The organism is Burkholderia crassaminum, from assembly GCF_964265005.1.
In the GTDB taxonomy this organism is placed as follows: domain Bacteria; phylum Pseudomonadota; class Gammaproteobacteria; order Burkholderiales; family Burkholderiaceae; genus Burkholderia.
In genome coordinates this window covers 1,283,231-1,300,866 of record NZ_OZ183799.1, presented here as the reverse complement: position 1 = coordinate 1,300,866, position 17,636 = coordinate 1,283,231, and the positions used below count along the sequence as shown (strand labels likewise).

The 17,636-nt window shown below is 67.1% G+C and carries 14 protein-coding genes; 4 read left to right on the top strand and 10 right to left on the bottom strand.

Translation table 11 applies throughout. From position 1 onward, the window contains the following. Nucleotides 1–2 precede the first annotated feature (2 nt). The gene (locus ACPTTF_RS06040; RefSeq protein ID WP_423370556.1) at nt 3–386 is read left to right on the top strand and encodes a VOC family protein; all 384 of its coding nucleotides are present in this window, start codon (nt 3–5) and stop codon (nt 384–386) included. A gap of 119 nt (nt 387–505) precedes the next feature. Here ACPTTF_RS06040 and ACPTTF_RS06035 read toward each other — a convergent pair whose 3' ends face one another. Next, complete coding sequence (locus ACPTTF_RS06035) at nt 506–1,972, bottom strand: NYN domain-containing protein (RefSeq protein WP_423370555.1); 1,467 nt, start codon at nt 1,970–1,972, stop codon at nt 506–508. A gap of 268 nt (nt 1,973–2,240) precedes the next feature. Here ACPTTF_RS06035 and ACPTTF_RS06030 point away from each other — a divergent pair, with 268 nt between their 5' ends. Continuing rightward, nucleotides 2,241–2,870 carry an NAD(P)H-binding protein gene (locus tag ACPTTF_RS06030; protein WP_423370554.1) on the top strand — a complete coding sequence of 210 codons (630 nt, stop codon included), beginning with the start codon at nt 2,241–2,243 and terminating at the stop codon, nt 2,868–2,870. A 96-nt stretch (nt 2,871–2,966) separates the two neighbouring features. Here ACPTTF_RS06030 and ACPTTF_RS06025 read toward each other — a convergent pair whose 3' ends face one another. Next, on the bottom strand, nt 2,967–3,518 hold the full coding sequence (locus tag ACPTTF_RS06025) for a peroxiredoxin (RefSeq protein ID WP_166957730.1): 552 nt from the start codon (nt 3,516–3,518) through the stop codon (nt 2,967–2,969). Between the two features lie 279 nt (nt 3,519–3,797). Between ACPTTF_RS06025 and cdpA the strand changes: the two genes are divergently transcribed. Next, complete coding sequence (cdpA, locus tag ACPTTF_RS06020) at nt 3,798–5,540, top strand: cyclic di-GMP phosphodiesterase CdpA (RefSeq protein WP_208101998.1); 1,743 nt, start codon at nt 3,798–3,800, stop codon at nt 5,538–5,540. Between the two features lie 27 nt (nt 5,541–5,567). Continuing rightward, entirely contained in the window at nt 5,568–7,067 is a 1,500-nt protein-coding gene (locus ACPTTF_RS06015) for an HDOD domain-containing protein (RefSeq protein ID WP_423370553.1), read from the top strand. A 100-nt stretch (nt 7,068–7,167) separates the two neighbouring features. Here the strand turns inward: ACPTTF_RS06015 and ACPTTF_RS06010 are convergent, their stop codons facing one another. The 8 genes from ACPTTF_RS06010 to ACPTTF_RS05975 form a co-directional block, all read right to left on the bottom strand. Beyond that, complete coding sequence (locus ACPTTF_RS06010; protein WP_423370552.1) at nt 7,168–7,962, bottom strand: ABC transporter substrate-binding protein; 795 nt, start codon at nt 7,960–7,962, stop codon at nt 7,168–7,170. A gap of 353 nt (nt 7,963–8,315) precedes the next feature. Beyond that, nucleotides 8,316–9,350, bottom strand: coding sequence for a succinylglutamate desuccinylase (gene astE / locus ACPTTF_RS06005; protein WP_423371847.1), 1,035 nt, complete (start codon nt 9,348–9,350; stop codon nt 8,316–8,318). Between the two features lie 7 nt (nt 9,351–9,357). Beyond that, on the bottom strand, nt 9,358–10,698 hold the full coding sequence (gene astB / locus ACPTTF_RS06000; protein ID WP_423370551.1) for an N-succinylarginine dihydrolase: 1,341 nt from the start codon (nt 10,696–10,698) through the stop codon (nt 9,358–9,360). A gap of 14 nt (nt 10,699–10,712) precedes the next feature. Continuing rightward, on the bottom strand, nt 10,713–12,176 hold the full coding sequence (gene astD, locus ACPTTF_RS05995) for a succinylglutamate-semialdehyde dehydrogenase (protein ID WP_423370550.1): 1,464 nt from the start codon (nt 12,174–12,176) through the stop codon (nt 10,713–10,715). 7 nt (nt 12,177–12,183) lie between these two features. After that, nucleotides 12,184–13,230 (bottom strand): arginine N-succinyltransferase, encoded by a 1,047-nt coding sequence (astA, locus tag ACPTTF_RS05990; RefSeq protein WP_423370549.1) that lies wholly within the window; start codon nt 13,228–13,230, stop codon nt 12,184–12,186. After that, nucleotides 13,227–14,279 carry an arginine/ornithine succinyltransferase subunit alpha gene (gene aruF, locus ACPTTF_RS05985; protein WP_166957713.1) on the bottom strand — a complete coding sequence of 351 codons (1,053 nt, stop codon included), beginning with the start codon at nt 14,277–14,279 and terminating at the stop codon, nt 13,227–13,229. The genes astA and aruF overlap by 4 nt, the downstream gene beginning before the upstream one ends. A gap of 30 nt (nt 14,280–14,309) precedes the next feature. Further along, a complete protein-coding gene (locus tag ACPTTF_RS05980; protein ID WP_423370548.1) occupies nt 14,310–15,542 on the bottom strand; it encodes an aspartate aminotransferase family protein in 1,233 nt (410 codons plus the stop codon). A 1,044-nt stretch (nt 15,543–16,586) separates the two neighbouring features. Next, the gene (locus tag ACPTTF_RS05975; protein ID WP_027787973.1) at nt 16,587–17,627 is read right to left on the bottom strand and encodes a GlxA family transcriptional regulator; all 1,041 of its coding nucleotides are present in this window, start codon (nt 17,625–17,627) and stop codon (nt 16,587–16,589) included. Between the last annotated feature and the right edge of the window lie 9 nt (nt 17,628–17,636).

Here is a 17,636-nt window from a genome sequence, read left to right as displayed (position 1 = left end):
CCATGAACGTCCAGCTCAACCATACGATCGTCTGGTGCCGCGACAAGCGCGCGTCGAGCCGCTTCCTCACCGAGCTTCTGGAACTGCCGCCGCCGACGCCGTTCGGCGCGATGCTGGTCGTCCCGCTCGACAACGGTGTGTCGCTCGATTTCTACGAGCAGGCGGGGGACATCCGGTCGCAGCATTACGCGTTCCTGCTCGACGAAGCCGGCTTCGATCGCGTGCTGGCCCGCATCCGCGAGCGCGGACTGCCGCACTGGGCCGATCCGGCGAAGCGGCAACCCAACGACATCTACCGCCACAACGGCGGCCGCGGCGTGTATTTCGACGATCCGGACGGCCACTTCCTCGAAGTGATGACGCGGCCTTATGTAATGAACGATTAGCTCGGCTGGCGGGCCGGCATTGCGCCGGCCGCTATTGCGCGGTGCGGAGGCCGGCCTGGGTGCAGGCCTGTTTCGGACGACACCCGGCCGGCGGCCCTTACTCGGCAGTTACTCGCGGGTTACTCGGCCGCTGCCGCCGTCTTGCGCGGACGCCGCGCGCGCGGTGCCGCCTTGCGGGCCGGTTTCTTCGGCTTGGCTTCGGCGGACGCCTCGACAGCCGCCCCGGCCGGCGCGGCAGCCCCCTCTCCGCCGACATCGCCGGCCGTCGGCTCGGCGTGCGTCACCGCGGCGGGCCACATGTCGCCCTGCTCCGGGTCGCGATGCGTATCGTCCGCATGCTTGCCGTGCGCGTGCTTGTCGCCACCGTGCTTCGCCGCGCCATGCCCGGCGTCGTCCGGCTTCCCGGCCGACTGACGGCCAACGCTCTTCGCGGCGGCGCCCTTCTTCGCGCCGGTTTTCTTCGCCGCGCTCTTGCGCGCACGCTTGCGGCCATCCTTCGCGTCGCCGTGCACCTCGGCCACTTCCACCGCTTCGGTCGTTTCAGCCGGCACGAGTACCGCCGCTTCGGCGGCTTCGGCCATCGCCGCCTCTTCCGCGTCGACCTGCACGGTTTCGTGCACGACCGCTTCCGCCCGCGGCTCGCGACGGCGCGGCTGGCGGCCGGCCCGCGCCGGCTCCGCCGGGCGCGACCCGTGATGCGCGCCATGGTGTGCGCCACCGCCGTCGCCGGCCTGCGCAGCCTGCTCCGCGGCCGCCGACTGGCGTGCCCGCGACACGAACGCGCCCGACTTGTCGTCACGCCCCACTTCGAGCAGGCCGCGCGCCTGCGCCTCGTCGAGCAGGTTGCCGAACGCGCGGAATCCGTAATACGACTCGTTGAAATCCGGCTTGCGACGCTTGATCGCGCTCTTCAACACCGACGCCCAGATCTTGCCGACGTCGTCCCGCTCCGACGCGAGCGCGTCGAACGTCTCCACTGCGAGCGCGATCGCCTCGGCCTTGCGCGCGTCCAGGTCGTGCTTGCGCGACGCCGCCGGCTCGTCCGGCCGCTTCGCACCGCCGTTGCCCGCGCGCTGCTGCTGTTCGCGCTTCGCGAGCGTGCGCTGCTGCTCGCGCACCAGATCGTCGTAGAAGATGAATTCGTCGCAGTTCGCGACCAGCAAGTCGGACGTCGATTTCTTCACGCCGACGCCGATCACCTTCTTCGCGTTCTCGCGCAGCTTCGACACCAGCGGCGAAAAATCCGAGTCGCCGCTGATGATCACGAACGTGTCGACGTGCGACTTCGTGTAGCAGAGGTCGAGCGCGTCCACGACGAGCCGGATGTCGGCCGAATTCTTGCCCGACTGGCGCACGTGCGGAATCTCGATCAGCTCGAAGCTCGCCTCGTGCATCGACGCCTTGAAGCCCTTGTAGCGATCCCAGTCGCAATAGGCCTTCTTCACGACGATGCTGCCCTTGAGCAGCAGGCGCTCCAGCACGGGCTTGATGTCGAACTTCTCGTACTTCGCGTCGCGCACGCCGAGCGCGACGTTCTCGAAGTCGCAGAACACGGCCATGCTGACGTTGTCCAGGGGTAATGCCATGTGTACTCCAACCGGTGGGCCGATGCGTTGTATGACGTAGCGGCGAAAAATGCATCGCGCACATGATAGCCGGTCGGCGCGTCATTCCCGCATCCGTGTGAATGAACGACGACCGGAATGTCCATCGGCCCGCGCCTGATGCCGGTGCGCCCGTAGCCGGTATGCCCCTTAATACACACCCGCCGCTGGGGCAAATCGACATTACACTTGAGTTATCGGTCGTCCGTCCCTATCTGGAAGGATGACGCATCGAGCAAGGAGCGGTTTCATGACGACGAAGGTACTGCTGATTGGCGCGACCGGCCGAACGGGCCAGGCCTGCGCGGATCTGCTGCTCAAGCAGCCGGAGTTCGAGGTCACGGCGCTGGTGCGCCGGCACGGCTATGCGCTGGCAGGCGCACGGGTGGTCGAGGCCGATCTGACGAACGATTTCTCGCACGCATTCCAGGGCATCACGCACGTGATCTACGCGGCCGGCTCGGCCGAATCGGAAGGTGCGGCCGAAGAGGAGCAGGTCGACCGCGACGCGGTCGCCCGCGCGGCCGAATACGCGCTGGCCTACAACGCGCAGAAGCTCGTGGTGATCAGCTCGCTGTCCGCGTACCGGCCCGAACTCGGCCCGGACGCGCTGCATCACTATTCGCAGATGAAGCGCGAAGGCGACGATCGCGTGATCGCGTCGGGCGTCGACTACGCGATCCTGCGCCCCGGCCCGCTCACGGACGATCCGGGCGTCGGCAAGATCGCGCTCACCGACGCGTGGTTCGAAGCCGCCCCGCCCGTGTCGCGCCAGGATGTGGCCTGGGCCGCGATCGAAGCGATCAAGCTCGGTATCTCGCGCAAGGTCGTCGGCTTCGTCGGCGGCAGCGTGCCGATCGAACAGGCATTGCGCGCATAGCGGCCTTACGCGCGCCGCCGCGCGGCGGCGCGTTGCTCCGGTACCGGCGGCCCGCACGACGGGCCGCTTTGACGCACGCAGTGCCCCGGTGCCCGTTTACTGCTTCGGATGCGCGTCGGCCCATGCCTTCACGGCGGTGAGCGTGTTCTCGACGTGCTTGTCGGGCGACATGCTCGTGTATTCGTAGAGAATCTTCCCTTCCGGTGAAATCACGTAGGACACGCGATTCGCGCGGTCGATCGCCGGCAGTTTCGCGTCGTATTCCCGGATGATCTTCGCGTCCGGATCGGCCGCGACCGGGAACTTGCTGCGACACTCGCTCACCGAGAACTTCGTCAGCGTGTCGATATTGTCTGCCGATACGCCGATCACCGTCGCGCCGTAAGCCTTGTAACGGTCGACCGCATCCGCAAACGCGTGCGCCTCGATCGTGCAGCCCTTCGTGAACGCGGCCGGGTAGAAATACAGCACCACCGGCCCCTGCTTCAGCGCGTTAGCGAGCGAGTACGTGTAAGTCTTGCCGCCCAGCGACGCCTGCGTCGTGAAATCGGGCGCCTCGGCGCCCGGCTTCAGCTCCGCCTGCGCCATCAGTGCATGGCCGGCCACCAGCGCCGCCACAGCGGCGCCCAGCAACAGTTTTCGCTTCATCTGCGTCCTCATTTCTTATAAAGTCAGCGTCGATGTAGACCACGCCGGCGTTCGACTGTCGAACACCGGCATGGCCGATTCGGTCCCGCGGCAGCGCCATCCGCGCCCGGCCCGTTAAAGATTCCGCACAGTCTGCCGTTATTCCTTCCGGACAACCGGTTCCAGCCCTTCACGTCAGCGAGAAACATGGAAGCCAACAGGAAACAGACGTCACGCAAGGGCTCCTGGCGCAGTGCCTTGCATACGCTGCGCCGCTTCGCCTGGTCGGGCGGCGCGCTGATGCCTGCGCGCGCGGGCGCGCCGCGCCGCGACGACTCCGTGCGCAACTGGCTGGAACAGACGGTCGGCACGGTGGACTTCCTCGCCCATGTCGACCGGGAGCTGCGCTTTCTGTACGTGTCCGACGCGAGCCTGCGTTTCATCGGCTACCACCGCGACTACCTGCACACGCTGACGTTGCGCGACCTGATCGCTGAACAGGATACCGCGGCGCTCGAAGGCCTGCTTGCGCGCGCCGCGCGTTCCGGCCAGGTCGAGAAGGCGACGATGTGCATCGTCAAGTCGCTGACCTACCCGCTGGACGTCGAGATCCGCGCATTCAAGAGCCGCCACCACGGTGTCGACGGATTCGCGATCGCGGCGTTCGACGTGTCGTCATGGCGCGCGCTCGAGGCGAAGCTGACGTACGAAATGCACCACGACCCGATGACGGGGCTCGACAACCTGTCCGCGCTCGTGCCCGCGCTGATGCGCGCGCAGCAGGCCGCCGACGAGGACGGCACCTGCGCGGCGCTGCTGCTCCTCGACCTCGACGACTACCAGCGGATCAACCGCGCGCTCGGCTACGACGCAGGCGACACGCTGCTGCGCGAGACCGCGCAGCGGCTGAAGGCGCTCGTCACGCCGAACGAACAGCTCGCACGCGTCGCGAGCGACAAGTTCGCGGTCGTGCTCGGCGCGCCGGACCGCACGCAGGCAAGCAACGCGGCCGATGCACTCGCACGCCGGCTGCAGGCCGCGGTGCGCGAGCCTTACGTGTACCACGGGCAGACCGTGCACCTGTCCGCGAGCATCGGCATCGCGCTCTACCCGGACGAACGTGCCGCGCCGCATCGCGCGCAGCACCACAGCCCGCTGCTGCGCCGCGCCGACCACGCGCTCGCGCAAGCGAAGGCATCGGGCGGCAACGCGCTCGCGTTCCATGCGCCCGTTGACGATCCGGCGGACGCCGAACGGCTGAAGCTCGAAGCCGACCTGTACGACGGTGTGCGCAACGGCGAGTTTTCGCTCCATTTTCAGCCGATCACGCGCAGCCAGTCAGGCGCGGTGGTCGGCGTCGAGGCGCTGATCCGCTGGCGCCATCCGGTGCACGGCCTCGTGCCGCCGGCGACCTTCATTCCGCTCGCCGAATCGATCGGCCTGATCAACTATCTCGGCAACTGGGTGCTCAAGGCCGCGTGCATGCAGCTCGTCGCGTGGGATCGCCAGGGGCTCGCACTGCAGTACGTGGCGGTCAACGTGTCGCCGCAACAGTTCCGCGACCCGCGCTTCACGCAGAGCGTGCGCGAGGCGATCGCGCTGACGGGCATCGACCCGCGCCGCATCGTGCTCGAGATCACCGAAAGCCTGCTGATGCACGATCCCGCGCAGGCGAAGGGGTTGCTCGAGGAGCTGACCGATCTCGGCATCCGCTTCGCGATCGACGATTTCGGTACCGGCTATTCGAGCCTCGCATATCTGCAGCGCTTCCCGCTCGCGAAGCTGAAGATCGACCGCAGTTTCGTCGAGAATCTGCTGACCTCGCGCAACGACCGCGCGATCGTGTCGGCCGTGGTCGGCCTCGCGCAGACGCTCGATCTCGAGCTCGTCGCGGAAGGCGTCGAGACCGAGGCGCAGCGCGAATTGCTGACGGAGATGGGCTGCAACCATATCCAGGGCTGGCTCGTCTGCCAGGCGCTGCCGTCCGAAGAGCTTGCGCGGCGCTTCGAGGCACAGCAGCTGCACCTGCACGCCGCCGCCTGACGCGCGCGGCGAACCGGACAGATCCGTATGTCAATCACCGAACACCTGCCCCGCACCGCATTGCTCGACAAGCTGTGGGCCCGGATGAACGAACGGGGCGATTTCCCGCTGCTGTCGGAGTCGCTGCGCGCGACGATGGCCGCGATGAAGAACGACGACCTCGACTTCACCGCGCTCGTGCGCGTCGTACTGTCGGACTTCGCCCTCACGCAGAAAGTGCTGCGGCTCGCGAACTCCGCGATGTACATGGCGTTCGGCGGCAACATCACGACCGTGACCCGAGCACTGATGGTGCTCGGCATGGATGCCGTCGGCCATCTGGTCGTCGGGCTCAAGCTCGTCGACCATTTCCACCACAGTACGCCGCGGCGCATCGATGCGAAGCTCGAACTGAACCGCGCGCTGCTGTCCGGCTGCGTCGCGCGCAAGCTCACCGAGCGCGCCGAGCTGCGCGCGGGCGAAGAAGCCGTCGTCTGCACGCTGATGCGCCAGGTCGGCAAGCTGCTCGTGGTCTGCTATCTCGACAGCGAATGGGACCGGATCCGCCGCCGCGCGGCCGAGCTGAACGGCGACGAAGCGGCCGCCTGCATCGACGTGCTCGGCGTCGGCTTCGACGAGATCGGGCTCGAGGCGGCCGCGCGCTGGCGGTTGCCCGACGTGATCCGCGCGGGGATGGCCGACCACGACCACGTGGTCTGCACCGACGCGTTCGGCAACGACGAGGACGACCGCGATGCGGGCCATGCGACCGATGACGGCCCGGCCGACCGCGTCCGCTGGCTGCGCGAGATCAGCCGCTGCTCGACCGACGTCGCAGGCGCGCTCGTGATGCCCGCGAGCCCGCAGCGCGATGCGCGCATCGCGGCGCTCGCGCAGCACTACGGCGCGGAACTCGACATGGAACCCGACGCACTCGTCGAGATCGCCGAGCGGCTCGCGCGCGAGGAAGCGAGCGACACCATGATGCGCGAGATCGTCGAGCTGCGCGCAAACGCCGATGCGATCGCACGCGCACAGGCCGAGCCCGAGGCGTGCCTCGAAGCCGGCCTCGCGGACCTGCGCGCGCTGCCGTCCGAGCACGTGCTGACACCGGTGCTCGCGCTCGCGTCGGAAAGCCTGCTGGCCGGCCTCGCGTTCACGCGCACCGTGATGTTCGTACGTCACGACGACGGCATGTTCGCCGCGCGCCTCGGCTTCGGCACCGGCGTCGATACGGCCCTCGACCGGCTGCGCTTCGACGAGCGCTTCGAGCCGGACGTGTTTCATCTCGCGATCTCGAACTCGGTCGGCATCTTCATCGAGCAGGCGCAGGAGCCGAAGATGCTCAAGCGCCTGCCCGGCTGGTATCTCGACGCGTTCGACGACACGCGCGCGTTCGTGCTGCTGCCCGTGCGCGTCGGCACGACGACCGTCGCGCTGCTGTACGGCGACTGGGCCGGCGCGCAGCCCGCGCGCAAGATCACGCAGCAGGAAATGAGCGTGCTCAACGAGCTCGCCCACGAACTGGGCCGGTTCTTTCCGGCCTGACGCGGCCGCGGGCCGCCGCCCCCTGCCGTTTTCCACCTCCAAAAGCAAACCGGCCGCATGAGCGGCCGGTTTGTTTGCATCGTGCGATCGAACGCAGTGCTTACTTGAGCGTCACGGGCACGCTGAAGTACTTCTTCGCGAGGTTGTCGATCGTGCCGTCGGCCTTCAGGTCCTTCAGCGCCTGATCGAGCGCGGTCTTCAGCGCCGCGTCGTTCTTGCGCAGGCCGAAACCGACGCCCGAGCCGAGGATCTCGGCATCGCTCACGGTACCGCCCGCGAACGCGAAGCCCTGGCCTTGCGGCTTCGTCAGGAAGCCCTTCGAACCGGCTTCCGCGTCCTGGAACGTCGCGTCGAGACGGCCCGACTTCAGGTCGGCGTAGGCCAGGTCCTGCGTCTGGTACGGCACGACTTCGACGCCTGCCGGCGCCCACTTCTTCTTCGCGTACGCTTCCTGGATCGTGCCCTGCAGCACGCCGACGCGCTTGCCCTTCAGCGATTGCGGGGTCGGCAGCAGGCCGCTGCCCTGCTTCGCGATCAGCTGGTTCGGAATCGTGTAGATCGGATCGGTGAACGCGATCGCATGCTTGCGCTGGTCGGTGATCGTCATGTCCGAGTTGATCGCGTCGAACTTGCGCGCCTGCAGCGCCGGGATCAGGCCGTCGAAGTCGTTCTCGACCCACACGCACTTCGTCTTCAGCTTCGCGCACACCGCGTTGCCGATGTCGATATCGAAGCCGGTCAGCTTGCCGTCGGGCGTCTTGTATTCGAACGGCGCGTACGAGGCTTCGACGCCGAAACGGATCTCTTTCAGATCCGCGGCAAACGCGCTGCCTGCCGCCACGGCCGATGCCGCCACCACCGCATGCGCGGCCACTTTACGCCAATCCAACTTCATCAGGTGTTCTCCTCGATACTCGAATGTTCCGGAACTACGGGCGCATGCATCATTGCAGGGTCGAATGACCGCGACAACGTTGCCGCCGCGCCGTGATGCGGCGCAACAGCCGCAAGGCCGCGATTGTACCAATCCGCGCGGCCCGATATGGCAAAGCAGCCGTCAGTGCGCAATGTTGCGGTGCGCACACGACGCCGGTCGGGCCGGCCGCCGAACTTGCAAGACGATGTCGCAAATACGCAAGCGCGACGCGCTGGCCGTCTGCGCGGCGTGGGGGCGTCATCTCGAAAAAAGAATGGTGGCCAGGCGATGCGCGGGCCGTGGGTCGCCGCGGCCGCGCGCAATCGGCACCGTCAGACGAGCGCGGCGAGCGTGTCGCGCGTCGTGTCGACGACGAGCAGGCCCGCGCGCAAACCCGGCTTCACCGACGGATTCGGGAACACGATGCGCTCCTCGTCATGCGTCACCGTGTAGCGATAGTCGCCGTCCTGCGCGAGTACCGTGCCGCGCACGAACGCGGTGAAGTTCGCGACGTCGGCCGCGACGAATAGTTCGAGCGCATCGCTCTGCTTCGTGATCTGGTCGATCACGGTAAACACGCGCGGCAACGGAATGTCGACCTCGTAAGCGGCGCCCGACACGAGCTTGCGCACCGCACGGTCGGCCGGCGCGAAGCGCGTGAGGTCGTTCTGGCCGAACGGGCGCACCTTGCCGAGTTCCAGCGTGCACGCGAGCGCGCCGCAGTGCTCGGCCGTGAAATGCGAATACGTATTGCCCTTCGCGGTATGCAGCAGCACGGCCGCGATGCGCGCGTCGCCGAGCCATTCGAACATCGCGCGCGTCGGCGGCGTGCCCGTGTGCGGCAGCAGTGCGAACTGCTCGAACACCGACGCGCGGATCGCCGTATGCATGTCGATGTGCCAGCGCGCGGCGCCGGCCGGCGCGGCCGCGAAGAACGCGGCGGCGGCCGCTTCGAGCTGCGTGGCGCGCGGCGCTTCGCGGCTGGCGGGCACCTGCGCGTAACGGCCGCTGAACAGGCGGTTCAGGTCGTCGTCGAGATAGCGTTCGCCGGCGCGCATCGCCGGCACGTTGCCGAGCACGACGAGCAGCCGGCACGCGAGCGGCAACGCCCCAGATGCGAGATCGCGCACGAGCATCGACAGCAGCTCGATCGGCGCCGTCTCGTCGCCGTGCACGCCGGCCGACACGAGCACGCTCGCGCGTGCCGCGCCGGCGGTCTCGGCCGCGGCCGGTTCGAGCGCGAGCAGCCCGTCGCCGCGCCATTGCCAGCGCACAGCGCCCGCTGCGCAGGTGCCGTCCGTTACGGACGGCGCACTACCCGTCAGCGTGAACGCGAGGAAGTCGTCGAGCAGCGCGTTGGCCGGCATCCGTGCCTCAGCGCTGGAAGTCATACAGCGAACCGACGCGCAGGATCTGCGTGAGCTCGTCGAGCGCCGTGCGCGATTCTTCGAGCAACGCCGGATCGGCGAGATCTTCCGGTGCAAGGCGATCGCGATAGTGCCGGTCGATCCACGTGTCGAGCGACGTGAACAGCGTGTCGTTGATCCACACGTTCGACGTCACGGCCGCGCGTTCCGCTTCGTTCAGCACGACGCGCAGGCGCAGGCACGCCGGGCCGCCGCCGTTCTTCATGCTTTCGCGCAGGTCGAACACGAGCACGTCGTGAATCGGGCCGCTGCCGGCCGCGAGTTCGTCGAGATAGGCCGCGACGTTCGCGTTCTCGCGGCATTCCTGCGGCACGACGAGCACCTGCGAGCCGTCCGCGCGCGACAGCAGCTGGCTGTTGAACAGATACGACGTCACCGCGTCGTTCACGCTCACGGCCGCATCCGGCACCTCGATCACGTTCAGGCGCGCGCCGCGTGCGTCGAGCGCGGCGGTCAGCGTGTCGTAGATCGCCTGCTTGTTGACGAACGCGCGCTCGTGCGTGAACAGCGTGTCGCGGTTGCCGACCGAGATCACGTCGTTGTGGAACACGCCCGCGTCGATCACGTCCGGATCCTGCTGCGCATAGACGGTCGCCTCTTCGGCGAGCCCGTGGCGATGCGCGACCGCGCGGCTCGCCTCGAACGTCTGGCGCGCCGGGAAGCGCTTCGGCTCCGGCCCGCGGCGGTATTCCGCACGGCCGTACACGAAGAACTCGATGCCCGGCTTGCCGTATTCGGCGCAGAAGCGCGTATGGTTCGCCGCGCCTTCGTCGCCGAGTGCCGGCGTACCGGTCAGCGCTTCGTGCACCGCGAAATGCGCGGGATCGGCGAACAGCGTCGACAGCGTGCGGCGCGTTGCTTCGTGTTCGATCGCGCGATGCAGCTTGCTGCACAGGTTCGCCGGCGTGAAGTGCACGCGGCCGTCGCTCGTGTCGGCCGACGGGCTGACGGTGGCCGCGTTCGCGGTCCACATCGCCGATGCCGAGCTCGCCGCGGCGAGCAGTTCGGGCGCCTGCTTCGCGGCCTTCGCGATCACGTCCGCGTCCTTGCCCGAGAAGCCGAGCTCGCGCAACAGGCGCAGCGACGGCCGCTCCTGCGGCGGCAGCACGCCTTGCGCGAAGCCGAGATCGGCGAGCTGCTTCATCTTGCGCAGCCCCTGCTTCGCGGCGGCCTTCGGGTTCGCGGCCGACTTCTCGTTGTTGAGCGACGCCACGTTGCCGAACGACAGGCCGGCGTAGTTGTGGGTCGGGCCGACGAGCCCGTCGAAATTGGCTTCTTGTGCGTTCATCGTCGTTCCCTCGTTCAGAAATGCAGGCCCGGCGACAGGCTCGCGGGCAAGGTCAGTTGCGTGCTTTCCACCGACGCCATCGGATACGCGCAATAGTCGGCCGCGTAGTACGCGCTCGGGCGATGGTTGCCCGAGCGGCCCGCGCCGCCGAACGGCGCGGCGGACGACGCGCCGTTGGTCGGTCGGTTCCAGTTGACGATCCCCGCGCGAATCGTGCGGCGGAAGTGCTCCCATGCCTTCGCGTCGTCGGCCAGCAGGCCGGCGGACAGGCCGAATGCCGTGTCGTTCGCGCGCTCGATCGCTTCGTCGAACGTCGCGTAGCGGACGATCTGCGCGAGCGGGCCGAAATGTTCTTCGTCAGGCAGGTTCGCGACACCCGTCACGTCGACGATCGCCGCGTTCACGAAGCCGAGGCGCGGATCGCGCTGCGTCATCGCGATGATCGGCTTCGCGCCCTGCTCGATCAGGCGCGACTGTGCGTCGACCAGCTTCGCGGCCGCACGGGCCGAAATCACCGCGCCCATGAACGGCTGCGGATCGGCATCGAACACGTCGGCCGTGATCTTCGACGTGACGTCGGCGAAACGCGCGAGGAAGCGGTCGCCGAACGCGCCCTGCGGCACGAAGATGCGGCGCGCACACGTGCAGCGCTGGCCGGCCGACAGGAATGCCGACTGGATCGTGTGATGGACGGCCGCGTCGATATCCTCGACTTCGCCGATCACGAGCGGGTTGTTGCCGCCCATCTCGAGTGCGAGCACGATTTCTGGACGGCCGCCGAACTGCTTGTGCAGCAGCGTGCCGGTATCCGAGCTGCCGGTGAAAAACAGCCCGTCGATCTGTCGATGGTTCGCGAGCGCGATGCCCGTATCCTTCTCGCCCTGCACGAGGTTCAGCACGCCGGCCGGGAGCCCGGCTTCCTGCCACACTTCGACCGTCGCGCGCGCGACGCCCGGTGCGAGTTCCGACGGCTTGAACACGACCGCATTGCCGGCGATCAGCGCGGGCACGATATGGCCGTTCGGCAAGTGGCCGGGGAAGTTGTACGGGCCGAACACCGCGACGACGCCGTGCGGGCGGTGGCGCAGCACCGCGACACCGTCGGCCATGTCCTGGCGCTTCTCGCCGGTGCGTTCCTGGTACGCCTGGATCGAGATGCCGACCTTCGCGGCCATCGACGCGACTTCGGTGCGCGCCTCCCACAGCGGCTTGCCCGTCTCGCGGCCGATCGCGGTCGCGATGGCTTCCTTGCGTTCGTTGAGCAACGCAGCGAAACGCTTGACGATCGCGCAGCGCGATTCGAAGTCGAGCGCCGACCAGCCGGCGAATGCGCGGCGCGCGCTCGCGACCGCACGGTCGACGTCGGCCGCCGACGCGCTGGCGCCCTGCCACGCGATCTCGTCGGTGCCCGGGTTGCGCGAAGCGAACACGGGGCCCGAGCCTGCGACCCAGGCGCCGTCGATGAAGAGTTCCGTCATGATTCGTTTATCCCTGTTTGACTTTGAGCGGCAGCACACGCACCGGATCACCGGCCTTCACGTCGAGCGCGACGGCATCGTCGGCCGACAGCACGAACGAGCCGTTCGCGACCACGCCCGGCGCGACGCCGACGCGGAAGTCGGTGAGCGACGTGTTCGACACGAGCGACTTCGGCGGATGGCCGCCCCGCGCACCTTCGCCCGCATCCGGTTCGCCGATCGCGACCGGCACGACGACGCTCTCGCGCACCGTGCGCAGGTCGTTGACGTGGCATTCGAGCACCGGGCCCGCGTCGAAGATGTCGACGTGATTCTGGTAACGCAGCCCTTCCGCCTCGAGCATCTTGCGGGCCGGCAGCGTGTCGCGGTGCGTGAGGCCGACCGCGTCCTGCGCGTCCTGCGGCAGCAGGTCGACGTACACCGGGTAGCGCGGCATCAGTTCCGCGAGGAACGACTTGCGGCCGTGCGAGCTCAGGTAGTCGGCCGCGTTGAAATCGATCTGGTAGAAGTGCGAACCGACTGCGCGCCAGAACGGCGACGTGCCGTCCTCGTCGAAGTGGCCGCGCAGTTCCGCGCAGATGCGTTCCGGAAAGCGCTCGCGGAACTGCGCGATGAACATGAAGCGCGAGCGCGACAGCAGGCCGCCCACACCGCCCGTGCGATAGCGCGGGCTCAGGAACAGCGAGCACACTTCCGCATAGCCGGTCAGGTCGTGCGAGATGTTGAGCGCGGACATCCGCGTCCACACGCCGAGCTCCTGGCTCGCGTGCACGACCGTGCTCACGCGATAGTTGTAGAACGGCTGTTCGAGGCCGACCTGCGTCTCGATCCCGCATACGCCCGCGATGTCGCCCGTCGTCGATTCTTCCATCACGAAGAAGTAGCCGGCCTCGCCGGCCGCGGCCTCGCCCGCGAGCGTGCGGCGCGTGCGCTCGATGCGTGCGGCGAGCGCGTCGCGGTCGGGCTTGAACGTGGTCAGGCCCGGCCCGGTTTCCTTCGCGAGCGACACGAGCGCGTCGACGTCGCCCGTTTGTACGACCCGAACGACGATCATGCTGCGTCTCCCTTCAAATCTTCATCGTCGCGGCGGTGCAGCGGCACGCAGCGCACGACATCGCCATCCTTCACATCGAGCGCCGCACGCACGTCGCCGGCCAGCGGGGCATCGACCGTGTCGCCCGGCAGGTCGGCCAGCACGCAGCGGAACGATTCGCCGCTGCCCGTCGACACCATGTACGCGACGTCGCCCTGCTGGTGCGCGGCCTCGCGCACGACGCGCTCCGTGCCGTGCTTCACGCACGCGGTACGGTCGACCTGCGCGGTCAGCACCGGGCCCGCGTCGAAGATGTCGACAAAGCGGTCGGGCTCGAAGCCTTCCTCGAGATGGATGTCATAGGCGAGCAGTGCCGATTCGTTCGGCTCGCCGAGCACGCGCTGCGCGGCTTCCGGCAGCAGCGGCACGTAGAGCGGATAGGCCGGCATCACTTCCGCGATGAAGGTGCGGCTGCGGCCGCCCGATGCGATGTCGACGTCGGTGAAGTCGCGGCCGAAGAACTTGCGGCCCACCGCTTCCCAGAACGGCGATGCACCCGTGTTGTCGCTCACGCCGAGCAGCAGCGTGAACACTTCCGGCGTGAAGCGGCGGCGGTTCGCGGCGATATACATCATCCGGGCGCGCGAGATCAGGTGCGCGGCCGCGTCGCCGCGCAGCGACGGATCGACGTAGAAGCCCGCGAGCCGGCTCTTGCCGGTCAGCTCGTGCGACATCGTGAGCGCGTGGATCTTGCGGTTCACGTGCAGCTCGCGTGACGCGTGAATCAACGCGTCGTTGCGGAACGCGTAGAACGGTTCCGAGTAGCCGGCCGCGGCCACGATGCTCGCCGTGCCGAGCAGCTTGCCCGTCGACGAATCCTCGAGCACGAAGAGGTAGAACTCCTCGCCGGCGAAGTCGACGTCCGCGCGAAACGAATCCTCGGAGAGCGCCACGCGCGCTTCGAGCGCCGCGCGGTCGTGCGGCAGCGAGTGCAGGACCGGCTGCGCGGTGCGCGCCATGTGCGCGAGCGCATCGAGATCCGTGAGTTTGCCGGGGCGAACAAATAGCATCGTCGTTCCTGTCTGCGATGGGGGCGCCGATCAGCGCGCGGTGGCTTCCTGGGCGGCGAGCACTTGTTCGACTGCCTTCTCGAAGCGCTTCATGCCTTCGTCGAGCAGGTCGAACGGGATCACCAGCGACGGCACGAAGCGCAGCACGTTCGGACCGGCGATCAGCATGATCAGGCCGTTCTCGGCGGCGGCGGTGACGAAGTCCTTCGCGCGGCCGTCGAATGCGGCGGTGAGTTCTGCGCCGACCAGCAGGCCCTTGCCGCGCACGTCCTTGAAGATGCCGAAGCGCGCGTTGATGCGCTCGAGCGCGCCCTTCAGGCGTACGCTGCGTTCGCGCACGCCTTCGAGCAGTTCCGGATCGCCGATCAGTTCGACGACCTTGTCGGCGATCGCCGATGCGAGCGGGTTGCCGCCGTACGTCGTGCCGTGCACGCCGACCTTGAAGTGCGCGGCCAGCTCATTGGTCGTCAGCATCGCGCCAATCGGGAAGCCGTTGCCGAGTGCCTTCGCGGTCGTCAGGATGTCCGGCGTGACGCCCGTGTCCATGTACGCGTAAAACTGGCCCGTGCGGCCGACGCCCGTTTGCACTTCGTCGAAAATCAGCAGCGCGTTGTTCGCGTCACAGGCTTCGCGCAGTGCCTTCAGGAAGGCCGGATCGGCCGGGATCACACCGCCTTCGCCTTGCACGGGCTCGACGATCACGGCGCAGGTTTGCGGGCCGATCGCGGCCTTCGCGGCTTCGATGTCGTTGTACGGCAGGTGCTTGATGCCGCCCGGCACGGGGCCGAAGCCTTCCGAGTATTTCGGCTGGCCGCCGACGCTGACCGTGAAGAACGTGCGGCCGTGGAACGACTGCACGAACGAGATGATTTCCGCCTTATCGGCGCCGTGGCGATCGAACGCGACGCGGCGCGCGAGTTTCAGGGCCGCTTCGTTCGCTTCCGCGCCCGAGTTCGCGAAGAATGCGCGGTCGGCGAAGGTCAGCGATTCGAGGCGCTTGGCGAGGCGCAGCACCGGCTCGTTCGTGTAGCCGTTGCCGATGTGCCAGAGCTTGCGGCTTTGTTCGTCCAGGACTTTCAGCAGTTCCGGGTGGCCGTGGCCGAGCGACGTCACGGCGATCCCGCATGCGAAATCGATGTACTCGCGGCCGGCCGTGTCCCACACGCGGGAGCCCTCTGCGCGATCCGGCACGAACGGCGCGGGGGAAAATACCGGCACCATCACTTCATCGAATGTCTGGCGGGTCACGGTCGAGGTCGTCATGGTCGTTCCTTTCGGTTTCGTAAGAGGGTTCAACAGGATCAAGTTTAGGTAAGGGTGACGCAAGCGTCTTGCGGAATTGCGACGGGTTCTATCGGAAGCGGATAGTGCGCTTTATTTTGCCCTCTCCGGGCGGGGGGTTTCTTGGAAGCGTGTCTGGTTTTTTGGGTTTTTGGGTTTTTGGGTGGTGCGCTTGCCTTTGTCGTGAAGCACCTGTGATCTTGTCGGTCTATTTGCGTCGCCCCTCCGCGGGGCAGCGGTCACTTTTCTTTGTCTTGCCAAAGAAAAGTAACCAAAAGAAAGGCGCCCGGATAACGCATGACTTCCCGGTGCCGTGGCCGTCAAAGTGGTTCGCACCTAAGTGTCCGCGCCAGTCAGGAACGCGGAGTGGTTCGAGCAATGGTTCTGACACCACTCCCCACCCAACAGAGCGGTATACCACCCGCAAGCTCCGCCCTCGCTTCGCTCGGCCGACAGGGACACCCCCTCCAGTAGCGCATGTGGTCAATCAGTTCCGGCAATCGCGGGGGAGCACCCCGAATTCAGCGGATCAAGGCCTGCCCTCATCCGCAAAAAAGGGACGCAGCAACCCATCACGAAAACACACGGCCACGCGACGTCGTCAGACACCCACCGATGCCAAGCAGTCCGATGGATACGAATGGCGTGAGCAAAGAGCGTGTCCGATCCTCTGACGCAGCGCTGGCAGAAGCACGCGAGCGCACGCAATGCGACGTGAATTACCTTGCAGCCGAGCGAAGCGAGGATGGAGCTGGCGGGCGGTATACCGCTCTGTTGGGTAGGGAGTGGTGTCAGAACCATTGCTCGAACCACTCCGCGCTCCTGACTGGCGCGGACACTTAGGCGGTGTCCACTCCGTGGACCACGGCACCGGGAAGTCATGCGTTATCCGGGCGCCTTTCTTTTGGTTACTTTTCTTTGGCAAGACAAAGAAAAGTGACCGCTGCCCCGCGCAGGGGCGACACTAATAGACCGAAAAGATCACAGGTGCTTCACGAAAAAGCCAGTGCACCGCAGAAACCTGAATCAATCCTTCCCGCGCTCGACGAGCGCCCCCCCGCGAGGCTCGCTCCCCCCACCGGTTTGCTTCTCGAGCCACGCTCGCCGATCCTCCCGAGGCGTAACGCCAAATCGCTCGCGGTACGCATTAGAAAAGTGCGCAGCAGAAGAGAACCCACAGGCGAGGCTAACCTGGACGACGGACTTGCTGGTCCGCTGCAACTGCGTCCTTGCCTTGAGCAACCGGAGGTTGAGGTAATACTTCGAGGGCATCGCCCCGAGATACTGTCGAAAGAGCCGCTCCAGCTGCCGGCGTGAAACGCCAACGAGTTCGGCGATCTCATCCGTCGTCAACGGATCCTCGACATTGGCTTCCATGAGCAGCAACGCATCGTTCAACCGAGGATGCCGCTCGCCCGGCGCGGTCACAAAAGGAATCCGCTGCCGCTCTTCGCCGCTCCGCAAAGTCCCGACCCCGAGTGCATCGGCAATCCGCTCCGCGAGGTCCGCCCCATGTTCCCGGCCAATCATGGCCAGCATGAAATCCACAGTAGCCTGCCCACCGGCACAGGTCGCCCGATCCCGATCGATCTCGAAGATCTGCTGCGTGACGATCGACCGCTCGAACTGTTCGGCGAACTGCTGATACGTCTCCCAGTTCACGCTCACCCGATACCCGGAAAGCTGCCCGGCCATCGCAAGCCACCACACGCCATGATGAATCCCGGTCACGAGCGGCGTGCGCTGCCCGACCCGCGCGAGACTCGCGAGAAACAACCGATAGTCGGCAAACTGCTGAAACCGCTCCGACACGACGATGACCCAGTCACACGCGATCGCATCGTTGAACGCCGCATCGGCATGCCACTGCGCACCGCCGGCCAGCGGCACCGGCCGCCCGTCCCACGAACACACCTGCCAGCGATACAGCAGCCGCCCGTCGATCTCGTTCGCGAGGTTCAGCGCGTCGACGATCGGACCCACGCCCGACATCGACACGGGCGGCAATGCAACGATCGCCACCTGCATCGTGCGGGTGGCGCCTGCGGGACGAGACACCGGTACCACGTTTGAAAC

Excerpts from the sequence above, each read along its gene's own strand:
- astA (WP_423370549.1), bottom strand. The coding sequence starts at position 13,230 with ATGATCGTCGTTCGGGTCGTACAAACGGGCGACGTCGACGCGCTCGTG.
- ACPTTF_RS06040 (WP_423370556.1), top strand. The coding sequence starts at position 3 with ATGAACGTCCAGCTCAACCATACGATCGTCTGGTGCCGCGACAAGCGC.
- ACPTTF_RS05980 (WP_423370548.1), bottom strand. The coding sequence starts at position 15,542 with ATGACGACCTCGACCGTGACCCGCCAGACATTCGATGAAGTGATGGTG.
- ACPTTF_RS06025 (WP_166957730.1), bottom strand. The coding sequence starts at position 3,518 with ATGAAGCGAAAACTGTTGCTGGGCGCCGCTGTGGCGGCGCTGGTGGCC.
- ACPTTF_RS06010 (WP_423370552.1), bottom strand. The coding sequence starts at position 7,962 with ATGAAGTTGGATTGGCGTAAAGTGGCCGCGCATGCGGTGGTGGCGGCA.
- ACPTTF_RS06015 (WP_423370553.1), top strand. The coding sequence starts at position 5,568 with ATGTCAATCACCGAACACCTGCCCCGCACCGCATTGCTCGACAAGCTG.
- ACPTTF_RS06035 (WP_423370555.1), bottom strand. The coding sequence starts at position 1,972 with ATGGCATTACCCCTGGACAACGTCAGCATGGCCGTGTTCTGCGACTTC.
- astE (WP_423371847.1), bottom strand. The coding sequence starts at position 9,350 with ATGCCGGCCAACGCGCTGCTCGACGACTTCCTCGCGTTCACGCTGACG.
- astD (WP_423370550.1), bottom strand. The coding sequence starts at position 12,176 with ATGACGGAACTCTTCATCGACGGCGCCTGGGTCGCAGGCTCGGGCCCC.
- astB (WP_423370551.1), bottom strand. The coding sequence starts at position 10,698 with ATGAACGCACAAGAAGCCAATTTCGACGGGCTCGTCGGCCCGACCCAC.
- aruF (WP_166957713.1), bottom strand. The coding sequence starts at position 14,279 with ATGCTATTTGTTCGCCCCGGCAAACTCACGGATCTCGATGCGCTCGCG.
- ACPTTF_RS06030 (WP_423370554.1), top strand. The coding sequence starts at position 2,241 with ATGACGACGAAGGTACTGCTGATTGGCGCGACCGGCCGAACGGGCCAG.
- cdpA (WP_208101998.1), top strand. The coding sequence starts at position 3,798 with ATGCCTGCGCGCGCGGGCGCGCCGCGCCGCGACGACTCCGTGCGCAAC.